At 63.0% G+C, this 15,328-nt stretch carries 14 protein-coding genes; 3 read left to right on the plus strand and 11 right to left on the minus strand.

Annotated elements, in window-relative coordinates; all coding sequences use genetic code 11:
* The first annotated feature begins 2 nt into the window (after positions 1-2).
* Positions 3-1,544, plus strand: coding sequence for an MFS transporter (locus RhoBH5_RS07815; RefSeq protein ID WP_019744830.1), 1,542 nt, complete (start codon positions 3-5; stop codon positions 1,542-1,544).
* Here the strand turns inward: RhoBH5_RS07815 and RhoBH5_RS07820 are convergent.
* Positions 1,444-3,726, minus strand: a complete 2,283-nt coding sequence (locus tag RhoBH5_RS07820) for an ATP-dependent DNA ligase (RefSeq protein ID WP_208690351.1) — start codon at positions 3,724-3,726, stop codon at positions 1,444-1,446. The genes RhoBH5_RS07815 and RhoBH5_RS07820 overlap by 101 nt on opposite strands.
* A gap of 115 nt (positions 3,727-3,841) precedes the next feature.
* Between RhoBH5_RS07820 and RhoBH5_RS07825 the strand changes: the two genes are divergently transcribed.
* Complete coding sequence (locus RhoBH5_RS07825) at positions 3,842-4,114, plus strand: WhiB family transcriptional regulator (protein ID WP_037128762.1); 273 nt, start codon at positions 3,842-3,844, stop codon at positions 4,112-4,114.
* A 65-nt stretch (positions 4,115-4,179) separates the two neighbouring features.
* On the plus strand, positions 4,180-5,085 hold the full coding sequence (locus RhoBH5_RS07830) for an ABC transporter substrate-binding protein (protein ID WP_270008128.1): 906 nt from the start codon (positions 4,180-4,182) through the stop codon (positions 5,083-5,085).
* A gap of 1 nt (position 5,086) precedes the next feature.
* Here RhoBH5_RS07830 and RhoBH5_RS07835 read toward each other — a convergent pair whose 3' ends face one another.
* The 10 genes from RhoBH5_RS07835 to RhoBH5_RS07880 form a co-directional block, all read right to left on the minus strand.
* Positions 5,087-6,742, minus strand: coding sequence for a substrate-binding domain-containing protein (locus RhoBH5_RS07835; protein ID WP_270008129.1), 1,656 nt, complete (start codon positions 6,740-6,742; stop codon positions 5,087-5,089).
* 120 nt (positions 6,743-6,862) lie between these two features.
* Positions 6,863-7,294: a type II toxin-antitoxin system Rv0910 family toxin gene (locus RhoBH5_RS07840; protein ID WP_270008130.1), complete on the minus strand. Its 432-nt coding sequence runs from the start codon at positions 7,292-7,294 to the stop codon at positions 6,863-6,865.
* Positions 7,295-7,367: 73 nt separating this feature from the next.
* On the minus strand, positions 7,368-9,005 hold the full coding sequence (locus tag RhoBH5_RS07845; RefSeq protein WP_003939876.1) for a solute symporter family protein: 1,638 nt from the start codon (positions 9,003-9,005) through the stop codon (positions 7,368-7,370).
* Entirely contained in the window at positions 9,002-9,364 is a 363-nt protein-coding gene (locus RhoBH5_RS07850) for a DUF485 domain-containing protein (protein WP_003939976.1), read from the minus strand. The genes RhoBH5_RS07845 and RhoBH5_RS07850 overlap by 4 nt, the downstream gene beginning before the upstream one ends.
* Before the next feature lie 162 nt (positions 9,365-9,526).
* Positions 9,527-11,278 (minus strand): sodium/solute symporter, encoded by a 1,752-nt coding sequence (locus tag RhoBH5_RS07855; RefSeq protein WP_037128497.1) that lies wholly within the window; start codon positions 11,276-11,278, stop codon positions 9,527-9,529.
* 10 nt (positions 11,279-11,288) lie between these two features.
* Entirely contained in the window at positions 11,289-11,660 is a 372-nt protein-coding gene (locus tag RhoBH5_RS07860) for a membrane protein (protein ID WP_003939880.1), read from the minus strand.
* On the minus strand, positions 11,657-12,448 hold the full coding sequence (locus tag RhoBH5_RS07865; protein WP_003939723.1) for a LytR/AlgR family response regulator transcription factor: 792 nt from the start codon (positions 12,446-12,448) through the stop codon (positions 11,657-11,659). The genes RhoBH5_RS07860 and RhoBH5_RS07865 overlap by 4 nt, the downstream gene beginning before the upstream one ends.
* A 51-nt stretch (positions 12,449-12,499) precedes the next feature.
* Positions 12,500-13,717, minus strand: coding sequence for a sensor histidine kinase (locus RhoBH5_RS07870; RefSeq protein ID WP_030534943.1), 1,218 nt, complete (start codon positions 13,715-13,717; stop codon positions 12,500-12,502).
* Positions 13,714-14,100 (minus strand): MmcQ/YjbR family DNA-binding protein, encoded by a 387-nt coding sequence (locus RhoBH5_RS07875; protein ID WP_042921394.1) that lies wholly within the window; start codon positions 14,098-14,100, stop codon positions 13,714-13,716. The genes RhoBH5_RS07870 and RhoBH5_RS07875 overlap by 4 nt, the downstream gene beginning before the upstream one ends.
* A gap of 4 nt (positions 14,101-14,104) precedes the next feature.
* Positions 14,105-15,322, minus strand: coding sequence for a lipase family protein (locus tag RhoBH5_RS07880; RefSeq protein ID WP_030534944.1), 1,218 nt, complete (start codon positions 15,320-15,322; stop codon positions 14,105-14,107).
* Positions 15,323-15,328: the final 6 nt, after the last annotated feature.

Consider the following 15,328-nt stretch of genomic DNA (forward strand, 5'->3'; position numbering starts at 1 on the left):
ACATGATGAATTCCCTCGAACCCACTGACCGGCGACGATGGGCAGCACTGGGCGCCCTCTGCACATCCCTCGTCGTAGTCACGATCGACAACACCATCCTCAACACCGCTATCCCGACCCTTGCCCGCGAACTGCGGGCGACCACCGTCGACCTGCAATGGATCACCAACGCATACACATTGGCGTTCGCCGCCTTGCTCATCACGGCAGGTGGACTCGGCGCGAGATTCGGTCACCGTCGGATACTTCTGACCGGCCTCACCTTGTTCGCTCTCGGGTCAGCCTTCGCTGCCCTCTCTCACACGTCGTTGCAGCTGATCGGCTGGAGAACAGTGATGGGGGCAGCCGCCGCACTGGTCATGCCGGCGACGCTGTCACTTGTCGTCTCGATGTTCGCCCCGCACGAGAGAGGCCGGGCGATAGGAATCTGGTCTGCAACCGCCGGACTGGGAATCGCGATCGGCCCCGTAGCCGGTGGCGTACTACTCGAACATTTCAGTTGGGGAAGCGTCTTCTGGATAAACGTCCCACTGGTCGCCGTTGTGATAGCCGCGACGGTTTCTCTTGTGCCCTCAGCAGGAGGAATGGTCAAGGGTTCCTTCGACATCCCCGGGCTCCTGTTGTCCGCCGGCGGACTGGCTTTGATCGTGGATGCCCTCACCCAAGCAAGCCTTCGCGGATGGTCGTCGCCCATCACGGTGCTGGAGATCGTCAGCGCAACAGCACTTCTCGCCGGGTTCGTCTGGTGGGAGCTGCGGGCCCCGGCGCCGATGACCGACGTGCGCATCTTCACCAGCCGAGTGTTCAGCATCTCCAATGCCATCTTGGCCGCAACGTTCTTCGCCTTGTTCGGTGTTCTCTTCACGTACACGCAATACCTCCAATTCGTTCGCGGTTACGGTCCATTGGTTGCCGGCGTCGGTGCAGTTCCGTTTGCACTGGTGATGGCGGCTGTCGCCTCCAGCAGCGATCGTGTGGTTGGCCGACTCGGGGTGCGCAGCTCGATCGCGGGCGGCCTCGCGGTCATGTCCGTGGGACTGTTGGTCTTGTCGATCGCCGCGGGTAGGTACGCACCGTTCGGGGTCCTGGCTGCGATCATGGCACTGGTTGGCGCCGGGATGGGGCTGGTCATGGCTCCGGCAACAACTGCGTCGATGTCGTCGGTTGCGCCCCAGCAGGCTGCGATGGCAAGTTCGATCAACAGTGTCGTAAGGGAATTGGGTGGAGTTCTGGGCGTCGCCGTCGTCGGGACAGTCGTAGCAACGGTTTTCCGGTCCCGCTTCGAACCCGGAGTCGGCACTTCCACAGTCGATCTGGCGCAGATCCACGCCGACGCTCCCCCGGTGAGCATTGTGGCGGAAGCAGCGAATCAGGCTTACACTTCGGCGATGTGCATGGGAATCCAGATCTGTGCCGCAGCAGCGTTCCTCGGCGCGTTGGCCGTTATTGCCTTGTTTCCCGCACCACGTCGCCCGGCTTCTTGTCCTCCCGCAGACCCCGCCAACTCGGATGGCGAAGGCGTCCGGTCCCCGTCCAATCCATGAACCGCGCCTCACCGACGAGTTCAGGCCTCACCCACACCGCACCCTTGCGGTCATCTGCTGGAAGTTCCGCCTCGAACGGACTTTCCTTCTGACGCAACGGTTCCAGCAACGCAAGCAGTGACTCCAAATCACGATCACTGAAGCCGGTACCGACGCGTCCCACGTAGGTCAATCCATCCTCACCCGGAATTCCCATGAGCAGCGCCCCGATCCCTTGCGCTCGATTGCCCTGCCCGGTGCGCCACCCACCGATCACCACCTCTTGGGTGCGCCAGTTCTTCACCTTGATCCAACTCGACCCCCGCCGCCCCGGAAGGTAGACCGATGCACGACGTTTGGCGACAATCCCTTCCCACCCGGCATCGGTGCTCACCTCCAACGCGTTCTCCGCCGTGCCCTCGATCTGTGGAGGTACCTCGAGCTCACCGACCTTGCCCGCCAACGCATTCAACACGGTGCGCCGGTCCGAATAGGACTTCCGCAGCAAAGACACTCCGTCGAGGTACAGAAGATCGAAGGCCAGGAACACCGGCTCCCCACCTCGCTGGAGAAGACCGAAATCGGTGACCCCCGCGTCGTTGTACGCCACCACTTCACCGTCGAGAACCACGTCATGACCGTCCAGCACCGCGGCCAACCCGGCAAGGGCGGGATAGTCCCCGGTCTTGTCGTTACCCGCGCGACTGCGAAGCGACATTGTGCCCGAATGATATTCGAGAATCACTCGAATCCCGTCCCACTTACCTTCGAAAGCCCACTCCTGCGAGTCGAGACCTTCGAGCGTTCCAGCGGTGGCAAGCATCGGCTCGAGATTCTTGGGAAACTCCGTTCCGAAACTCGCGTTCTGATCCTTCATCAGATGCATCAACCACTGATCACCCTTCGTCCGGATCAGCGCGAAGCGTCCCTGCACCCGTTTCCCACTCAAGCGCACGATCACCTCGTCTTCACGCCACTTCTCGGTCTCGTACGTCCCGGAATCCCAAATCGTCATCGAACCGCCGCCGTACTCCCCCTTCGGAATCGTGCCCGAGAACGTGGCGTACTCGAGCGGGTGATCCTCGGTGTGCACGGCCAACCGATTCTCTCCGGCACTGGTCGGCACGCCCTTCGGAACAGCCCAGGACACGAGCACACCATCCCGCTCCAGCCGAACGTCGTAATGCAATCGTCTGGCGTGATGTTCCTGAATCACAAAGGTATTGCCCGCTGTCTCCTTGGTCACCGCAGCAGGGATCGGCTCCGGCGTCCGGTCGGCCGACCGCTTGTTGCGATAGTGCGTCAACGTGTCGGCTACAGCCGCCGAGACCGGCGGATCCAGATCGCCCAGCAGATCACCATCGGATTCGACGCGCTCCAGAACCTCGTCGAACAACAGATGCCGTAGTTTCGGATCGTCGAGTTCGTCCCAACTGCGCGGCGCGGCAACATAGGGTTGATCGCGACCACGCATCGAGTACGGCGCAATGGTTGTCTTGGCTGCGTTGTTCTGACTCCAGTCCACGAAAATCTTGCCTGCCCGCACATTTCGAGCCATCGTCGCGGTGACGAGATCCGGGTGAAGCTTCTCGAGTCCGGTGGCGATCTGCTTGGCGACAGTCGACGCACCGCTGCCGTCCAAGGCTCGATCCAGTGGAACGTAGAGGTGAATTCCCTTGCTACCACTGGTTACCGGATAGGCAGTCCACCCCAGAGTTGCGACCAGATCTCGAATCGACCTCGCCACCTCGGCGCACTCGGTCAATCCGACGCCTTCGCCCGGGTCGAGATCGAATACCAGTCGTGTCGCCGGACCACGCTCGGAACCGTCGAATCGCCATTGGGGAACGTGCAATTCGAGTGCGGCCTGCTGCCCCAGCCACGCCAGGGATGCAACGGAATCGAAGACCGGGTAAGTGACGACACGATCAGAATGTTGCAGCGACGCACGCGTGAGCCACTGCGGGGCAGACGACGCCAGGTTCTTCTCGAAGAAGGACTGACCGTCCACGCCATTGGGCCAACGCTTACGAGTGCCCGGTCTACCGACAACATGCGGAAGCATGACTGCGGCGATACGGGTGTAGTAGTCGATGACTTCGGCCTTCGTGGTGCCGCTCTCGGGGTAGAGGATCTTGCCCAGATTGGTCACGGACACGGTTGTGCCGTCGAGAGTGATCTGACCCCGATCCGTCGTTGCCATCTCCTCATTGTGCTGGATAGCGCTGCGTCTGGCAGTAGAAATCTGATGGATCGGAAACCTGCCGCTGCGCCAGGCCACGGGCAAGACTGGATTCTCGATGGGAGAGGAGACCACGATGACAGTTCGCAGTTCCGTGGAGCCGTTGGTGGACAACAACTGGCGGATGTTCGCCACCTGTAAAACAGTGGACCCGGCGGTGTTCTATTCGCCGGGTGAAGAGCGCGGACGCAATCGGGCTGCACGGGAAAATTCCGCCAAGCAGGTGTGCTTCCGCTGCCCGGTCATTCGGGACTGCCTGACGTTTGCACTCGACACCGCTGAACCACACGGAGTATGGGGTGGGACGACACCGTCGGAGCGCCTTGCACTACGACGCTCAGCTGCGTGAACTCCGCTCACACGAGACCCCCGTCACGTCCGTACCGGACAAACAGGCAAGATGGCCTTGTGCCTATGACACGACGCGCTGTTGCCGTGACCGCGATCTTCGCTTCCTCGATCTTGTTGGGCTCGTGTTCGTCGCAGCCGGAGGCACCTGCGGCAGCGGACACCACGACCACGGTTCCCGAGGCATTCACCAAACTGCCCTCGACCACTGCCGTGGACAAGTGCGGACCCCAGAGCGGGACCACCCTCGAAGACGGTGTCTTGACCATCGCCACCGATTCGCCGGCGTACGCGCCGTGGTTCGTCGACAACACTCCGTCCAACGGCAAGGGCTTCGAGGGGGCGGTGGCCCGGGCCGTCGTCGACAAACTCGGGTACAACGCCGATCAGGTTCGCTTCACCACGGTCGCCTTCAACGACGCACTGAAACCAGGCCCCAAGGATTTCGACTTCGACGTCAATCAGTTCACGGTTTCCGGGGATCGCCGCGAGAACGTCGACTTCAGCTCGCCGTATTACGCAGTGGCGCAGTCGGTGATCGCTCCGCGCGGGAGCAAAGCCGCTGAGGCAAAGAATCTTGCGGATCTTGCCGGCTACCGACTGGGCGCTCAGACCGGTTCCACCAGCCTCGCGGCGATCACGGACACGATTGTTCCGACCACTGCGCCACGCGAGTTCGCGACCACGGACGATGCGAAAGCTGCGCTGGCCGCAGGCGAGATCGACGCACTGGTCGTCGACATCCCGACCGGATTTCACATCACCGAGAACGAACTGCCCGGGTCGGTCATCGTGGGTCAGTTTCCGCGGCCCAACGCAGTCACCGAATTCTTCGGGTTCGTGCTCGAGAAGAACAGTCCGCTGACGGCGTGCGTCTCTGCCGCCGTGGATGCGCTCTACGCCGACGGCACCCTCGAGAAACTCGCAACCGAATGGATCACGGACAGCGCCGACGCGCCAGTCCTCGAGTAGTTCAGCCGGCGCGCCCACTGATCGCGCCGACGAAGACCTTCGGGATGTCTGCCGGTGTCGGAGCGAAGTGGCTGTTGCCGCCGGTGAGAGCCGAAATCTGCTCGAGCACATCGGTATCGGCGTCATCGGTGACACCGATGGTGATGATCGGCACCGGCCGCGTCGGGTCCTGCTCGCGAGTCAGGGCGTCGAGAAGTTCCTGCAGCGAGATACTCGACGGATCATCGTTCGCACCGTCGGTCAGCAGAATCACCGAATTGATCGAGGCCGGATCGTAGGTCTGTTGCATGGACCGATACGCGGCGAGAACGCTGTCGTACAAACCTGTTCCGCCGCCGACGATCGAAGAGAGGCTGTCGATCCGAGACAGCAGTTTGCTCCGATGATCCGTGTCGCCTTCAGTTGCATCCATACGGGCGACAGGTTCGAGTTCAAGGTAGTCCGTGCCCTCGCCGAGGTCTACGGAGAATGCCCAGAGACCCAATTGTGCGTTGGCGGGAAACATTCGGATCGCAATGTCACCGGCCTGTGCAGTCGCGGCCATTCGAGTGACCCCGTCCTGCATGTAGTCCATGGACCCCGAGACGTCGACAACTGCCAGTGCACGGGAAGGCCTGGACAGAATCTCGTACCGCGCAAGCGCTTTGGCGACCACAGTCGGATCGGACGGCACCAGCGAGCCAACTTTTCCCACCCCACCGGCGACCGGCGGGGCCTGATCCGCGCCGCGGAACCCGAGGCCGGCAAGTACGGAGCGCCCGGTGTCCGATGTCAGCGCTGCCGCCAGCAGTTTGCCGGCGTCGACCGCCGCCGACGAGTCTGCACCCACACTTGCCATCGGGTAGTCCATGAAGACCGAACCGGAAGACGGTACCGACGCGGTGAGTCGACTGTCCGCATGTGCGGCGAGATAAGCCTCGAAGGTCTGCTCGGTCGTCACCGCGGTCCCGCCGTCCGCGTCCACGGTTTGAATGCGTCCGGTCGAACCGGTTTCCTTCAGATTTCTGTACTGCGCTTGCGCCACCGGGACCAGGGCTGCCGAAATGGACGTGAGGTCACCGCCCCGCGACTGGGCCTCGGCAAAGGCTGCCACGATCGGTGCGCTGGAGACGGCACTGGTGAGGGGATCGCCGATGTGCAGTGCTGGAGCGCCGAGGACATCCGTCCAAGCGGCGGGTGCCTCGCTACCCGGCGCCGAGACAGTGACAACAGGGGTGGACGCGACCGAGTTGCTGATCCGGCGAATCTCCTGCCCGCTAGCCGAAACCTTGTCCAACCATTCGCTCGAATCAGGGATCCACAGTGCGGGTGCCGAACCGTCGGCGATCGCCGCGACGGTGAGCACGGGATCTTGCGGCGTCACGCTGAGCGAGCTGCACCCGAGTTCCGTAGCGGGGATGGCAGCGGCGACAGCTTCGAGTCCCGAGGCGATCGACGGATCGGCGGCCACGGTCACGGTTTCCGGGTTCTCACAGCTGGTTGCCGTCGCAGCTGTGACAGCACTCGCACCGAGTTCTCCCTTGTCGCTGACGCTTTTGAACGTCACGGCGAATGCTGCGGTTCCACCGACTGCGACTACTGCCAAGAGTCCGATCAGAACCTGCACGGATCGAGGCATGGACGCAGGTGGTGCGCCGTACCCATGACGAGACGACATTGATCGAATCCTTTCCGGCGGGACCCGCATCAATAACCAACCGATGCCCGGTTTATCCCGCCGAAAAGAATCCTAACTCATGTTAGCGGTGAAGTAGCTCGATGTGGAAATCTCCACAACTTAGGTGTAGATCTGGACAAACTGGGCCAGCGACTTCTCCACATCGCCTTTGAGCGCCCGCGCCACACTCGAACCGATCGGGCCGAACAACGGCGCGCCGCCCAACTCGACTGTCAGCGCGAGTTCCGACCCGTCGCCCTTTGCCTTGACGTCGAGTTCGAGACCGAGCTTGACCCCGCCCTTGCCGTCTCCCTTGAGCGAGATCGCCTTCGGGACGTCGTACTTCTTGATGGTCCACCGAACGCGGTTGCGCAGGCCCTTCACAGTCACGACCGAGCTGATCTCGGTGCCGACACCCAGTTGTTCGGGAAGTTCACTGCGCCATCCGTCGTGAACCACGAGCCAGTTTTCGTATCCACTGAGATCGGACGCCTTGTCCCACACTTCCTGAGGAGGAAGCGGAACGTCGATTTTCACTGTGAGCATTGCCATGGCAGAACAATAAGCCCCGTGCGCCTTTTCCGTAACCAGAGGTACCAGAAAGACGCACGGGGCTTTGCCCCTCTTAGTGGCTGACAGCCTTTTCGACGCCGACGCCGGTGAGGGAGCGAACTTCCATCTCCGCCTGCTTTGCCGGATCTTCGATCTTGTTGCGTCCGATGTACGTACCGACGATGCCGAGGACGAATGCCAGCGGAATCGAGACGATGCCGGGGTTCGAGAGCGGGAACCAGGCGAAGTCGGAGTTCGGGAACATCGACGACGGCTTGCCCGACACTGCCGGGGAGAACACGATCAGCGTCAAGCAGCTGACCAAACCGCCGTAGATGCTGAAGAGCGCACCGGTGGTGTTGAACTTCTTCCAGAACAGCGAGTACAGCAGGGTGGGCAGGTTCGCCGAGGCCGCCACTGCGAAGGCGAGGGCCACCAGGAAGGCGATGTTCTGCCCCATCGCCATGATGCCGAGAACGATGGAGACGAGTCCGATGACCACGACGGTGATTCGAGAAACTCGAACCTGCTGCTCCTCGGTTGCGTTGCCGCGCTTGATGACACTGGCGTAGATGTCGTGAGCGAACGACGCAGAAGCAGTGATCGCGAGACCGGCAACGACGGCGAGGATAGTCGCGAACGCCACCGCGGAGATGATGCCGAGGAAGATGGTGCCACCGAGCTCGAAGGCGAGTAGCGGAGCGGCCGCGTTCTCCTTACCAGGCGCTGCCAAGATCTTGTCCGGTCCGACCATGCTGGCCGCGCCGTAGCCGAGAACCAGTGTGAACAGGTAGAAGGCACCGATGAGCGCGATCGCCCAGGTCACCGAGCGGCGAGCTTCCTTGGCAGTGGGCACCGTGTAGAAACGCATCAGCACGTGCGGCAGGCCCGCGGTGCCGAGCACCAAAGCGATTCCGAGAGAGATGAAGTCGAGCTTCGTCATTCCGGAAAGACCGTACTTGGCACCGGGGCCGAGGATGTCGCGTCCCTGCACACCCTTGGTGGTGGAACTGTTGACCATGTCCTGCGCATTGGCGAGCAACTGAGAGAAGTTGCCGCGCACTGCCCACAGAACGAGTACGAACATGATTCCGGCTCCGGCAACCAGCAGAACTGCCTTGACCATCTGTACGTAGGTGGTGCCCTTCATGCCGCCGACCAAGACGTACACGATCATCAGCACACCCACGATCGCGACGACGATCGACTGTCCCACCTTGCCGTCGATGTTGAGCAGCAGCGCGACAAGTCCACCGGCGCCGGCCATCTGGGCAAGAAGATAGAAGAGGGAAACGGCCAGAGTGGACAGGGCCGCCGCCATGCGCACCGGACGCTGCTTGAGTCGGAAGCTCAGCACGTCGGCCATCGTGAATCTGCCCGTGTTCCTGAGCAATTCGGCGACCAGGAGCAGTGCAACCAACCAGGCGACAAGGAAGCCGATGGAGTACAGGAAGCCGTCGTAGCCGTACACGGCGATCGCACCTGCGATACCGAGGAACGATGCCGCCGAGAGGTAGTCACCGGCGATGGCGAACCCGTTCTGCGGGCCGGTGAACTGCCCACCACCGGTGTAGAAGTCGGACGCCTTCTTGGTGGTCCGGCTGGCGCGGATCACCAGCGTCATGGTCACGACGACGAAAGCGAGGAAGATCGCGATGTTGAAGGCTGGGTTTCCTACGTCCGTTCCGGACGCGGCGAGTGTGGTGATCACTGTGCGGGACCTTCCAGTTCTTCACGGATGGCGGCGGAGCGGGGATCGAGCTCACGACCGGCGAACTTCACGTACCACGCGGTGATGGCGAAGGTCGTGACGAATTGCCCGAGGCCGAGGATGATGCCGAGATTGATGTTGCCGAGGACCTTGGTGGCCATGAAGTCGTGGGCATAGGTAGCCAGGACGACGTACACCGCATACCAGAGCAGGAAGAATGCAGTGATGGGGAAAACGAACTTGCGCAGACGCGTTCGGAGTTCCTGGAATTCGGGACTCGCTTGCATGTCTATGAATGCCTGGGCATCCGGGGTGCGTCGCTCTTGCGGCGACCCCTCACTGATTTCTGCTGTGGACACTGCCGGCTCCTCGCCTCGCGTGTGAAGTGAACTACGCACAGACGTTAGTGAGATCGGAGTCACATGAAGACGCTGTGGCGCCAGTCACACGGTGAGCAGTCGCGCGCTGCGCCGAACGGTCAGGCAGGCGCGACCAACGGCAGAGGGTTCGGGCGGTGAAAGTCAGGGTCGGCGGAGATCGTCTTCGCGATCGGAGCCCATTCCGAGACGTTCCGGGGCGTGCATCCGCGTGAAGATTCGCGCAATATCTGCCGGTATCTGCTTCGACGACACCTTGCTCACGACGATCATCGTGAGGAACGCCAGCGGCACGCTCACCGCGGCCGGGAACGCGAAAATGGCTGCCGGCCAGCCACCGAGGACGTCCTCCGACAAACCACCCAGGACGGCGACAGTAGCGGCAGTGCCCGCAACACATCCACCGACAACCATCCCCGCCCCCGCGCCGACGGCGGTCAGACCGCGCCACCAGATACCCAATACGAGCAGTGGGCAGAGCGTCGACGCAGCGACTGCGAACACCAAACCGACGGTTCTCGAGAGGTCGACCGACACCACCGCCAGCGACAGCACGAGAGGAACGACCCCGGCCAGTAGCGCTGCAATACGGAAGTCTCGAACTCGCCCACGGAGAACGTCGGTACTGACGACGCCCGCGATGCTGACGAGCAATCCGGATGACGTCGACAAGAAGGCGGCAATGGCACCGGACGCGACGAGGGCTGCCAGCAGTTGTCCGCCCCACCCCGAGAACACCGAGCCCGGCAGCAGCAGCACCGCCGCGTCGGAGGTGCCGGTGATCAGAAGTTGCGGAACGTACAGGCGAGCGAAGACGCCGAGGAGTGTCGGAAACAGGTAGAACACGCTGACCAGACCGACAACGGCGAGCGACGTCAGACGGGCTGCCCGGCCGTCGGGGTTGGTGTAGAACCGGACGAGAACATGAGGAAGGCCGAGCGTTCCGAGGAAGGTCGCGAGCATCAGCGAGTACACCTGGTACATCGGGTGCGGCCCACCGAAACCCCAACCCGGGGTGATCCAGTCAGAGTTCTGCGCGGGCGCTCCGGCGACGACAGGGACAGCGGCTCCCGCGTCGAGGACCATGGACATGCCTTCACCGAGAGTGTGCTCCCCCGGCCCCAGGGTCATCGTGCCTTCGACCGCTCGCCCGTCGACTGTGCCGCCGCTGACCGTCACCGGCTCGGACACCTGGACGACGACGTCGGTGGTGATGTCGACGGTCGTCGCAGTGGTGACCGTCGGCGGCATCGACGCGCCGACGTCGTGGTGATCGCCGAAGAAGTAGAAGGTCAGTGCCACAGCGGGAATCGCGACGGCAGTCAGTTTCAGCCAGTACTGGAAGGCCTGAACGAAGGTGATCGAGCGCATCCCGCCGCCGACGACGTTGGCGATGACGATGACCCCGACCGCTACGCCGCCGATCCAACTGGGAACCCCGAGCAAGATATTGAGCGTCAGTCCCGCGCCTTGGAACTGTGGAATCAAATACAGGATGCACACCATCGCGACCACGAGCATCGCGAGCTTGCGCAATCGCGGTGAGCCGAGACGGAACTCGGCGAAATCGGGGACGGTATACGCACCGGAACGCCGAAGCGGCGCTGCGACGAACAGCAGCAGGGCGAGGTATCCGGCGGTGAAGCCGATGGGATACCAGAGTGCGTCGGCGCCGTACTTGGCGACCAGCCCCGCAACACCGAGAAACGAAGCAGCAGAGAGGTACTCGCCGGAGATGGCCGTCGCATTCCACCGCGCACTGACGGTTCTGGACGCGACGAGAAAGTCCGAGGTGGTACGAGCGAGCCGAACGCCGTAGATTCCGATAGCCACCGTCGCGACAGCTGCTGCCACGATGCCGAGCACCGTCAACACCGGGATAGGTTGTCCTCCCACAGTGCCGCGCTCAGTCGTCCACGATGTCGTTGAAGTCCTGCTCGTTTCGCTCCGCACGACGCACGAACACCCAACCGGTCGTCAACAGCAAGGGATACACGGCGCCGCCCATCACGAGCCACGGCAACCGGATGCCAAGGACCGCGACCTCCGACAGCGTCGGGAAGAGATGCGTCAGCAGCGGCACCGCACACAGGAGCCCGGCTGCCACGACGGCAAGGCGAATCGCCAGTCCCAACTGCGCGCGAACGAGACCGCGGATCATGGCGTCACCGACTTCGGTCTGTTCCTGCACCTCCACCCGTGTTCGCACGATCCGTGCGCCACTACGTTGCGCCAACACAACGCGCTCACGCTGCGGAGGATCGGACTGCGACGTCACCGCGACAACCAACTCTGCTTGGGCGCACGAACCAGTCGATCCTTGAGTTCACGGGTGTGTCTGCGACTGACTGGAAGCTCGACGGGAGGTTTGTCACCGTGCGGGCGCAAACAGACCACCAATCCACTGCCTACTGTTCGGATGCCGGTGACCAGCGCCAGAGATACCAGGTAGGAGCGGTGCACACGCAAGAAGCCCGCGTCGGCCCAGCGTGATTCGAGCGTCGAGATCGGGATGCGCACCAGGTGCGACTTTCCAGCGGTGTGCAAACGCGCGTAGTCCCCGTCGGCTTCCACCCACTCCACCGAGGAACGCTGAACGAGCGTCGTGACACCGCCCAGTTCCACCGGGATCACCTCGTCCGTGGGCGCAGCTTCGGGTTTGCTCTCACTCTTGGTGCGCCCGGCCAGCCCCACGATCCGCTGAACGGCCTGAGCGAGACGCTCCTCCCGGAGCGGTTTGAGTAGGTAGTCGACGGCGCCGAGATCGAATGCGTCAACCGCTCGATCGTCGTGCGCTGTCACGAACACCACGGGCGGTGGCGTCGCGAAATTGGAGAGGATGCCGGCCAGTTCGAGACCGTCGAGTCCGGGCATGTTGATGTCGAGAAACACCGCGTCGATGCTTCCACCGCGCAGTATCCGCAACGCTGTCGTCGCATCCGATGCCGTGTGAACGTGCGCCACCGAGTCCTCGGCGCGCAGCAAGAAGGCCAGCTCGTCGAGGGCTGGTTTCTCGTCGTCGACGGCAAGGACGGTCAGCTGGGCATCAGTGTCAGTCTCGTTCACAACAGGTCCATGTTCCCACGACGGTTTCAGCCTGATCATCGAAGGCGAGAATCAGACGTGAATACCCTGCTTGAACTTGGGAACACGCATGCTGACCTTCGTACCGGCACCCGGCGCTGTCTCCACCACGAGTCCGTAGTCATTGCCGAACGCGGCACGAAGTCTGTCGTCGACGTTGGCCAAACCGACGTGAGCAGCTTCTCGTGCGCTGGGTCGCCCCGATCCCGACTCGATGGCGTCGAGCGAACCGGAGCGCAGTAGTTCGGGGTCCATCCCCACACCGTCGTCCTCGACGCTGATGATGCAGTCCGGTCCCTCGTCCGCAGCCACGATGCTCACGGTCCCGCCCTCCGGCTTACTCGAAATGCCGTGACGAACCGCGTTCTCGACCAGCGGCTGGAGGGCAAGGAAAGGAAGAACCACGTTGAGCACTTCGGGTGCTATCTGAAGGCGGACGTTCAGAGCCTCCCCGAATCGCGCGCGTTCGAGGGTCAGGTAACGATCGATGTTGCGCAGCTCGTCGGCAAGCAGGGTGAACTCACCCGCAGATCGGAACGAGTACCGCGTGAAGTCCGCGAACTCGAGGATCAGTTCTCTGGCCCGCGCCGGATCGGTTCGAACAAACGATGCGACCGTGTTGAGCGCGTTGTAGATGAAATGAGGACTGATCTGTGCGCGCAGGGCACGCACTTCGGCTCGATCCAACAGGGCTCTGGACGCGTCGAGGTCGGCGAGTTCGATCTGACTGCAGGCATATCGTGCCACCTCGGTGACCGCTCCGAGCATTCCCGGCCACGGGTCCTCGCTGGTGACGATTCCCAGTACGCCGACCACGCCGATGTCCTCGATCAGCAGGGGCTGAGCGATCAGCGCTCGCACATGGTGATCGCTCGGTCCGCGCACCAGGTCCGAGTGCGTGACGAGTACCCGGCGTTCGCCTTCGATCGCACGAATGGCGGCGTCGTGAAATTGTTCGGACAACGCTTCGTGACGGCCGTCCCACGCCAACAGGTTTCCCGACGCGTCTGCCAGGCCCAGACCGGAGCCGCCGGTCAGCTCACGTAGGTGAGGCGCCGCCTCGGCGGCCGAATTCTCGTCGAGTCCACGCCGAAGTGGCCGCGCGGCAAGCGAAGCCGTATGGAGAGCGGCATGGACGGCACGTTCGGTGGGGGTGGTCACCTCACGTCTGGTGCGCATCCACACAGCCGTCAGCGCCCCGGCCACTGCGAGAATCAGCACGCTGAGAAGCGCGACCACGGCCGGACTCAACGCGAGTCCTCGTCCAGTTTCCGTATCAGTGTTTTCGGAGCCACCGTGCGGTACGCATCTTCGACGACGTCGGCTACGTCGTTCCAGAATTTCTCGTCCTCGGTCTCGTCGGCACTCGGAACGTCGAGGTACACGCCGATCCATCCCCGGCCACCCACGTACGGAGGGACGAAGAACCTCGACGGGTCACGACTGACCCAATCTGCCTGCGCCCCAGGTGGGGCCGCGGCCCAGATCGCGACGCGATCGTCGTGGTGGTGATCTGCCATGGTGACGAACTGCGGCGCCTTGCGCACGAACCACGACGCTTCACCGTGGCTGACCCGCTCGGTCGCCTCCGGCAATGCCAGTGCAAGAGCGCGGATTCGCTCCAACGGCGTCATCGATTCACGACCCGCAGGTATTCGGTGCCGGAACACCTGCAAATCGATCCTTCACCCACGCGACAGCTCCCGGCACAGCGGCGCCGTCCGCATGACCTTCACCCGGTCGCGCCTGGAATTCGATGACGTCACCGTCGGCGCAGGCGCGTTCGACTGCCGCCTCGGTCCATTCCGGACGGATCAGGTTGTCATTGGTACCGACGACTACGTACATCGGACCGCTCGCGCGTTGACGGGGAAGAGCAACGTCGCTGAGCCACGCGTGAATTCGGTCCGCATCCTCGGCGGTAGCCGGCCGCGTGTCGGCGGGCGTCACCTTTCCGACCAGACCCAACTTCTCCGTCGCCCGAGAGGTCAGGCACGAGGTGAGCAGGTCGTAGTTCTGCTCGAATGCACCGCGCACGTAGTCGGTTCGTTCGAGGTCCGGATGGGTGAGGGACAGCCCTTCGAGTACATAGGGCAGCAGCAGTTGCTGAGGCAGTGACAGATTCACCTCGGAATCACTCGAGATGATCGGCGAGATGTCCGCTGCCGGGGACAGGTTTGCTGCACCGACGAATTCGAGTCCGTCGCCGTAGGTGTCGGCTTCCTCGGCTGCCGCCCAGGATGCCTGCCCGCCTTGGGACAGCCCCAGAGTTGCCCAACGAGTCGAGGTGTCCGGAACGACGTTGCGCGCCGCTCGAACCGCGTCGATGACGTTGAACGCCGCGGTGTCCGGTTGCAGGTAAGGATGCGGGTCCGGAGTGCCGAGGCCCTCGAAGTCGGAGACAGCGACCACGTATCCCGAGTCGAGGAACGGCGCGACCAGGCCGATCGTGCCGAACAGGGTCGGCGAGGCCGACGGCGCGCAGTCGTCCGAAATACCCGTCGTGCCATGGCCGATGGAGACGATCGGCCAACCGCCCTCCGGCGGAGTTCCAGGCGGCGTGAACACCGTTCCCGACACCTGAGTCTCTCGGCCGTCGATACCGGAGGTGGAGCCGTACAGGATTTTCACCGCGCTTGCTCCGGACGCCGCCACTTCGGCTGTGCTGGTGAAGGGTTCACTGTCGAACACGACGCCACGTTGCGCACTGCTCTCGACCGACGGGGTTGTCGTGGTCGAGGTGTCGGTGACGGAGACATCCGGCGAGGCATCCGATCCGCAGCCGACGCTCACGAGAAGTGCGCTCGCCACCACGACTCCCCAGACTGCGCGAACCCTCGAACTCCGAACAGTCATACGCAG

This window comes from Rhodococcus sp. BH5 (assembly GCF_027583855.1).
Lineage (GTDB): Bacteria > Actinomycetota > Actinomycetes > Mycobacteriales > Mycobacteriaceae > Rhodococcus_F > Rhodococcus_F qingshengii.

Bases quoted from the DNA above. Each gene is read 5' to 3' on its own strand.
- RhoBH5_RS07880 (WP_030534944.1), bottom strand. From the start codon at position 15,322: ATGACTGTTCGGAGTTCGAGGGTTCGCGCAGTCTGGGGAGTCGTGGTG.
- RhoBH5_RS07820 (WP_208690351.1), bottom strand. From the start codon at position 3,726: ATGGCAACGACGGATCGGGGTCAGATCACTCTCGACGGCACAACCGTG.
- RhoBH5_RS07815 (WP_019744830.1), top strand. From the start codon at position 3: ATGATGAATTCCCTCGAACCCACTGACCGGCGACGATGGGCAGCACTG.
- RhoBH5_RS07830 (WP_270008128.1), top strand. From the start codon at position 4,180: ATGACACGACGCGCTGTTGCCGTGACCGCGATCTTCGCTTCCTCGATC.
- RhoBH5_RS07875 (WP_042921394.1), bottom strand. From the start codon at position 14,100: ATGACGCCGTTGGAGCGAATCCGCGCTCTTGCACTGGCATTGCCGGAG.
- RhoBH5_RS07825 (WP_037128762.1), top strand. From the start codon at position 3,842: ATGACAGTTCGCAGTTCCGTGGAGCCGTTGGTGGACAACAACTGGCGG.
- RhoBH5_RS07835 (WP_270008129.1), bottom strand. From the start codon at position 6,742: ATGTCGTCTCGTCATGGGTACGGCGCACCACCTGCGTCCATGCCTCGA.
- RhoBH5_RS07840 (WP_270008130.1), bottom strand. From the start codon at position 7,294: ATGGCAATGCTCACAGTGAAAATCGACGTTCCGCTTCCTCCTCAGGAA.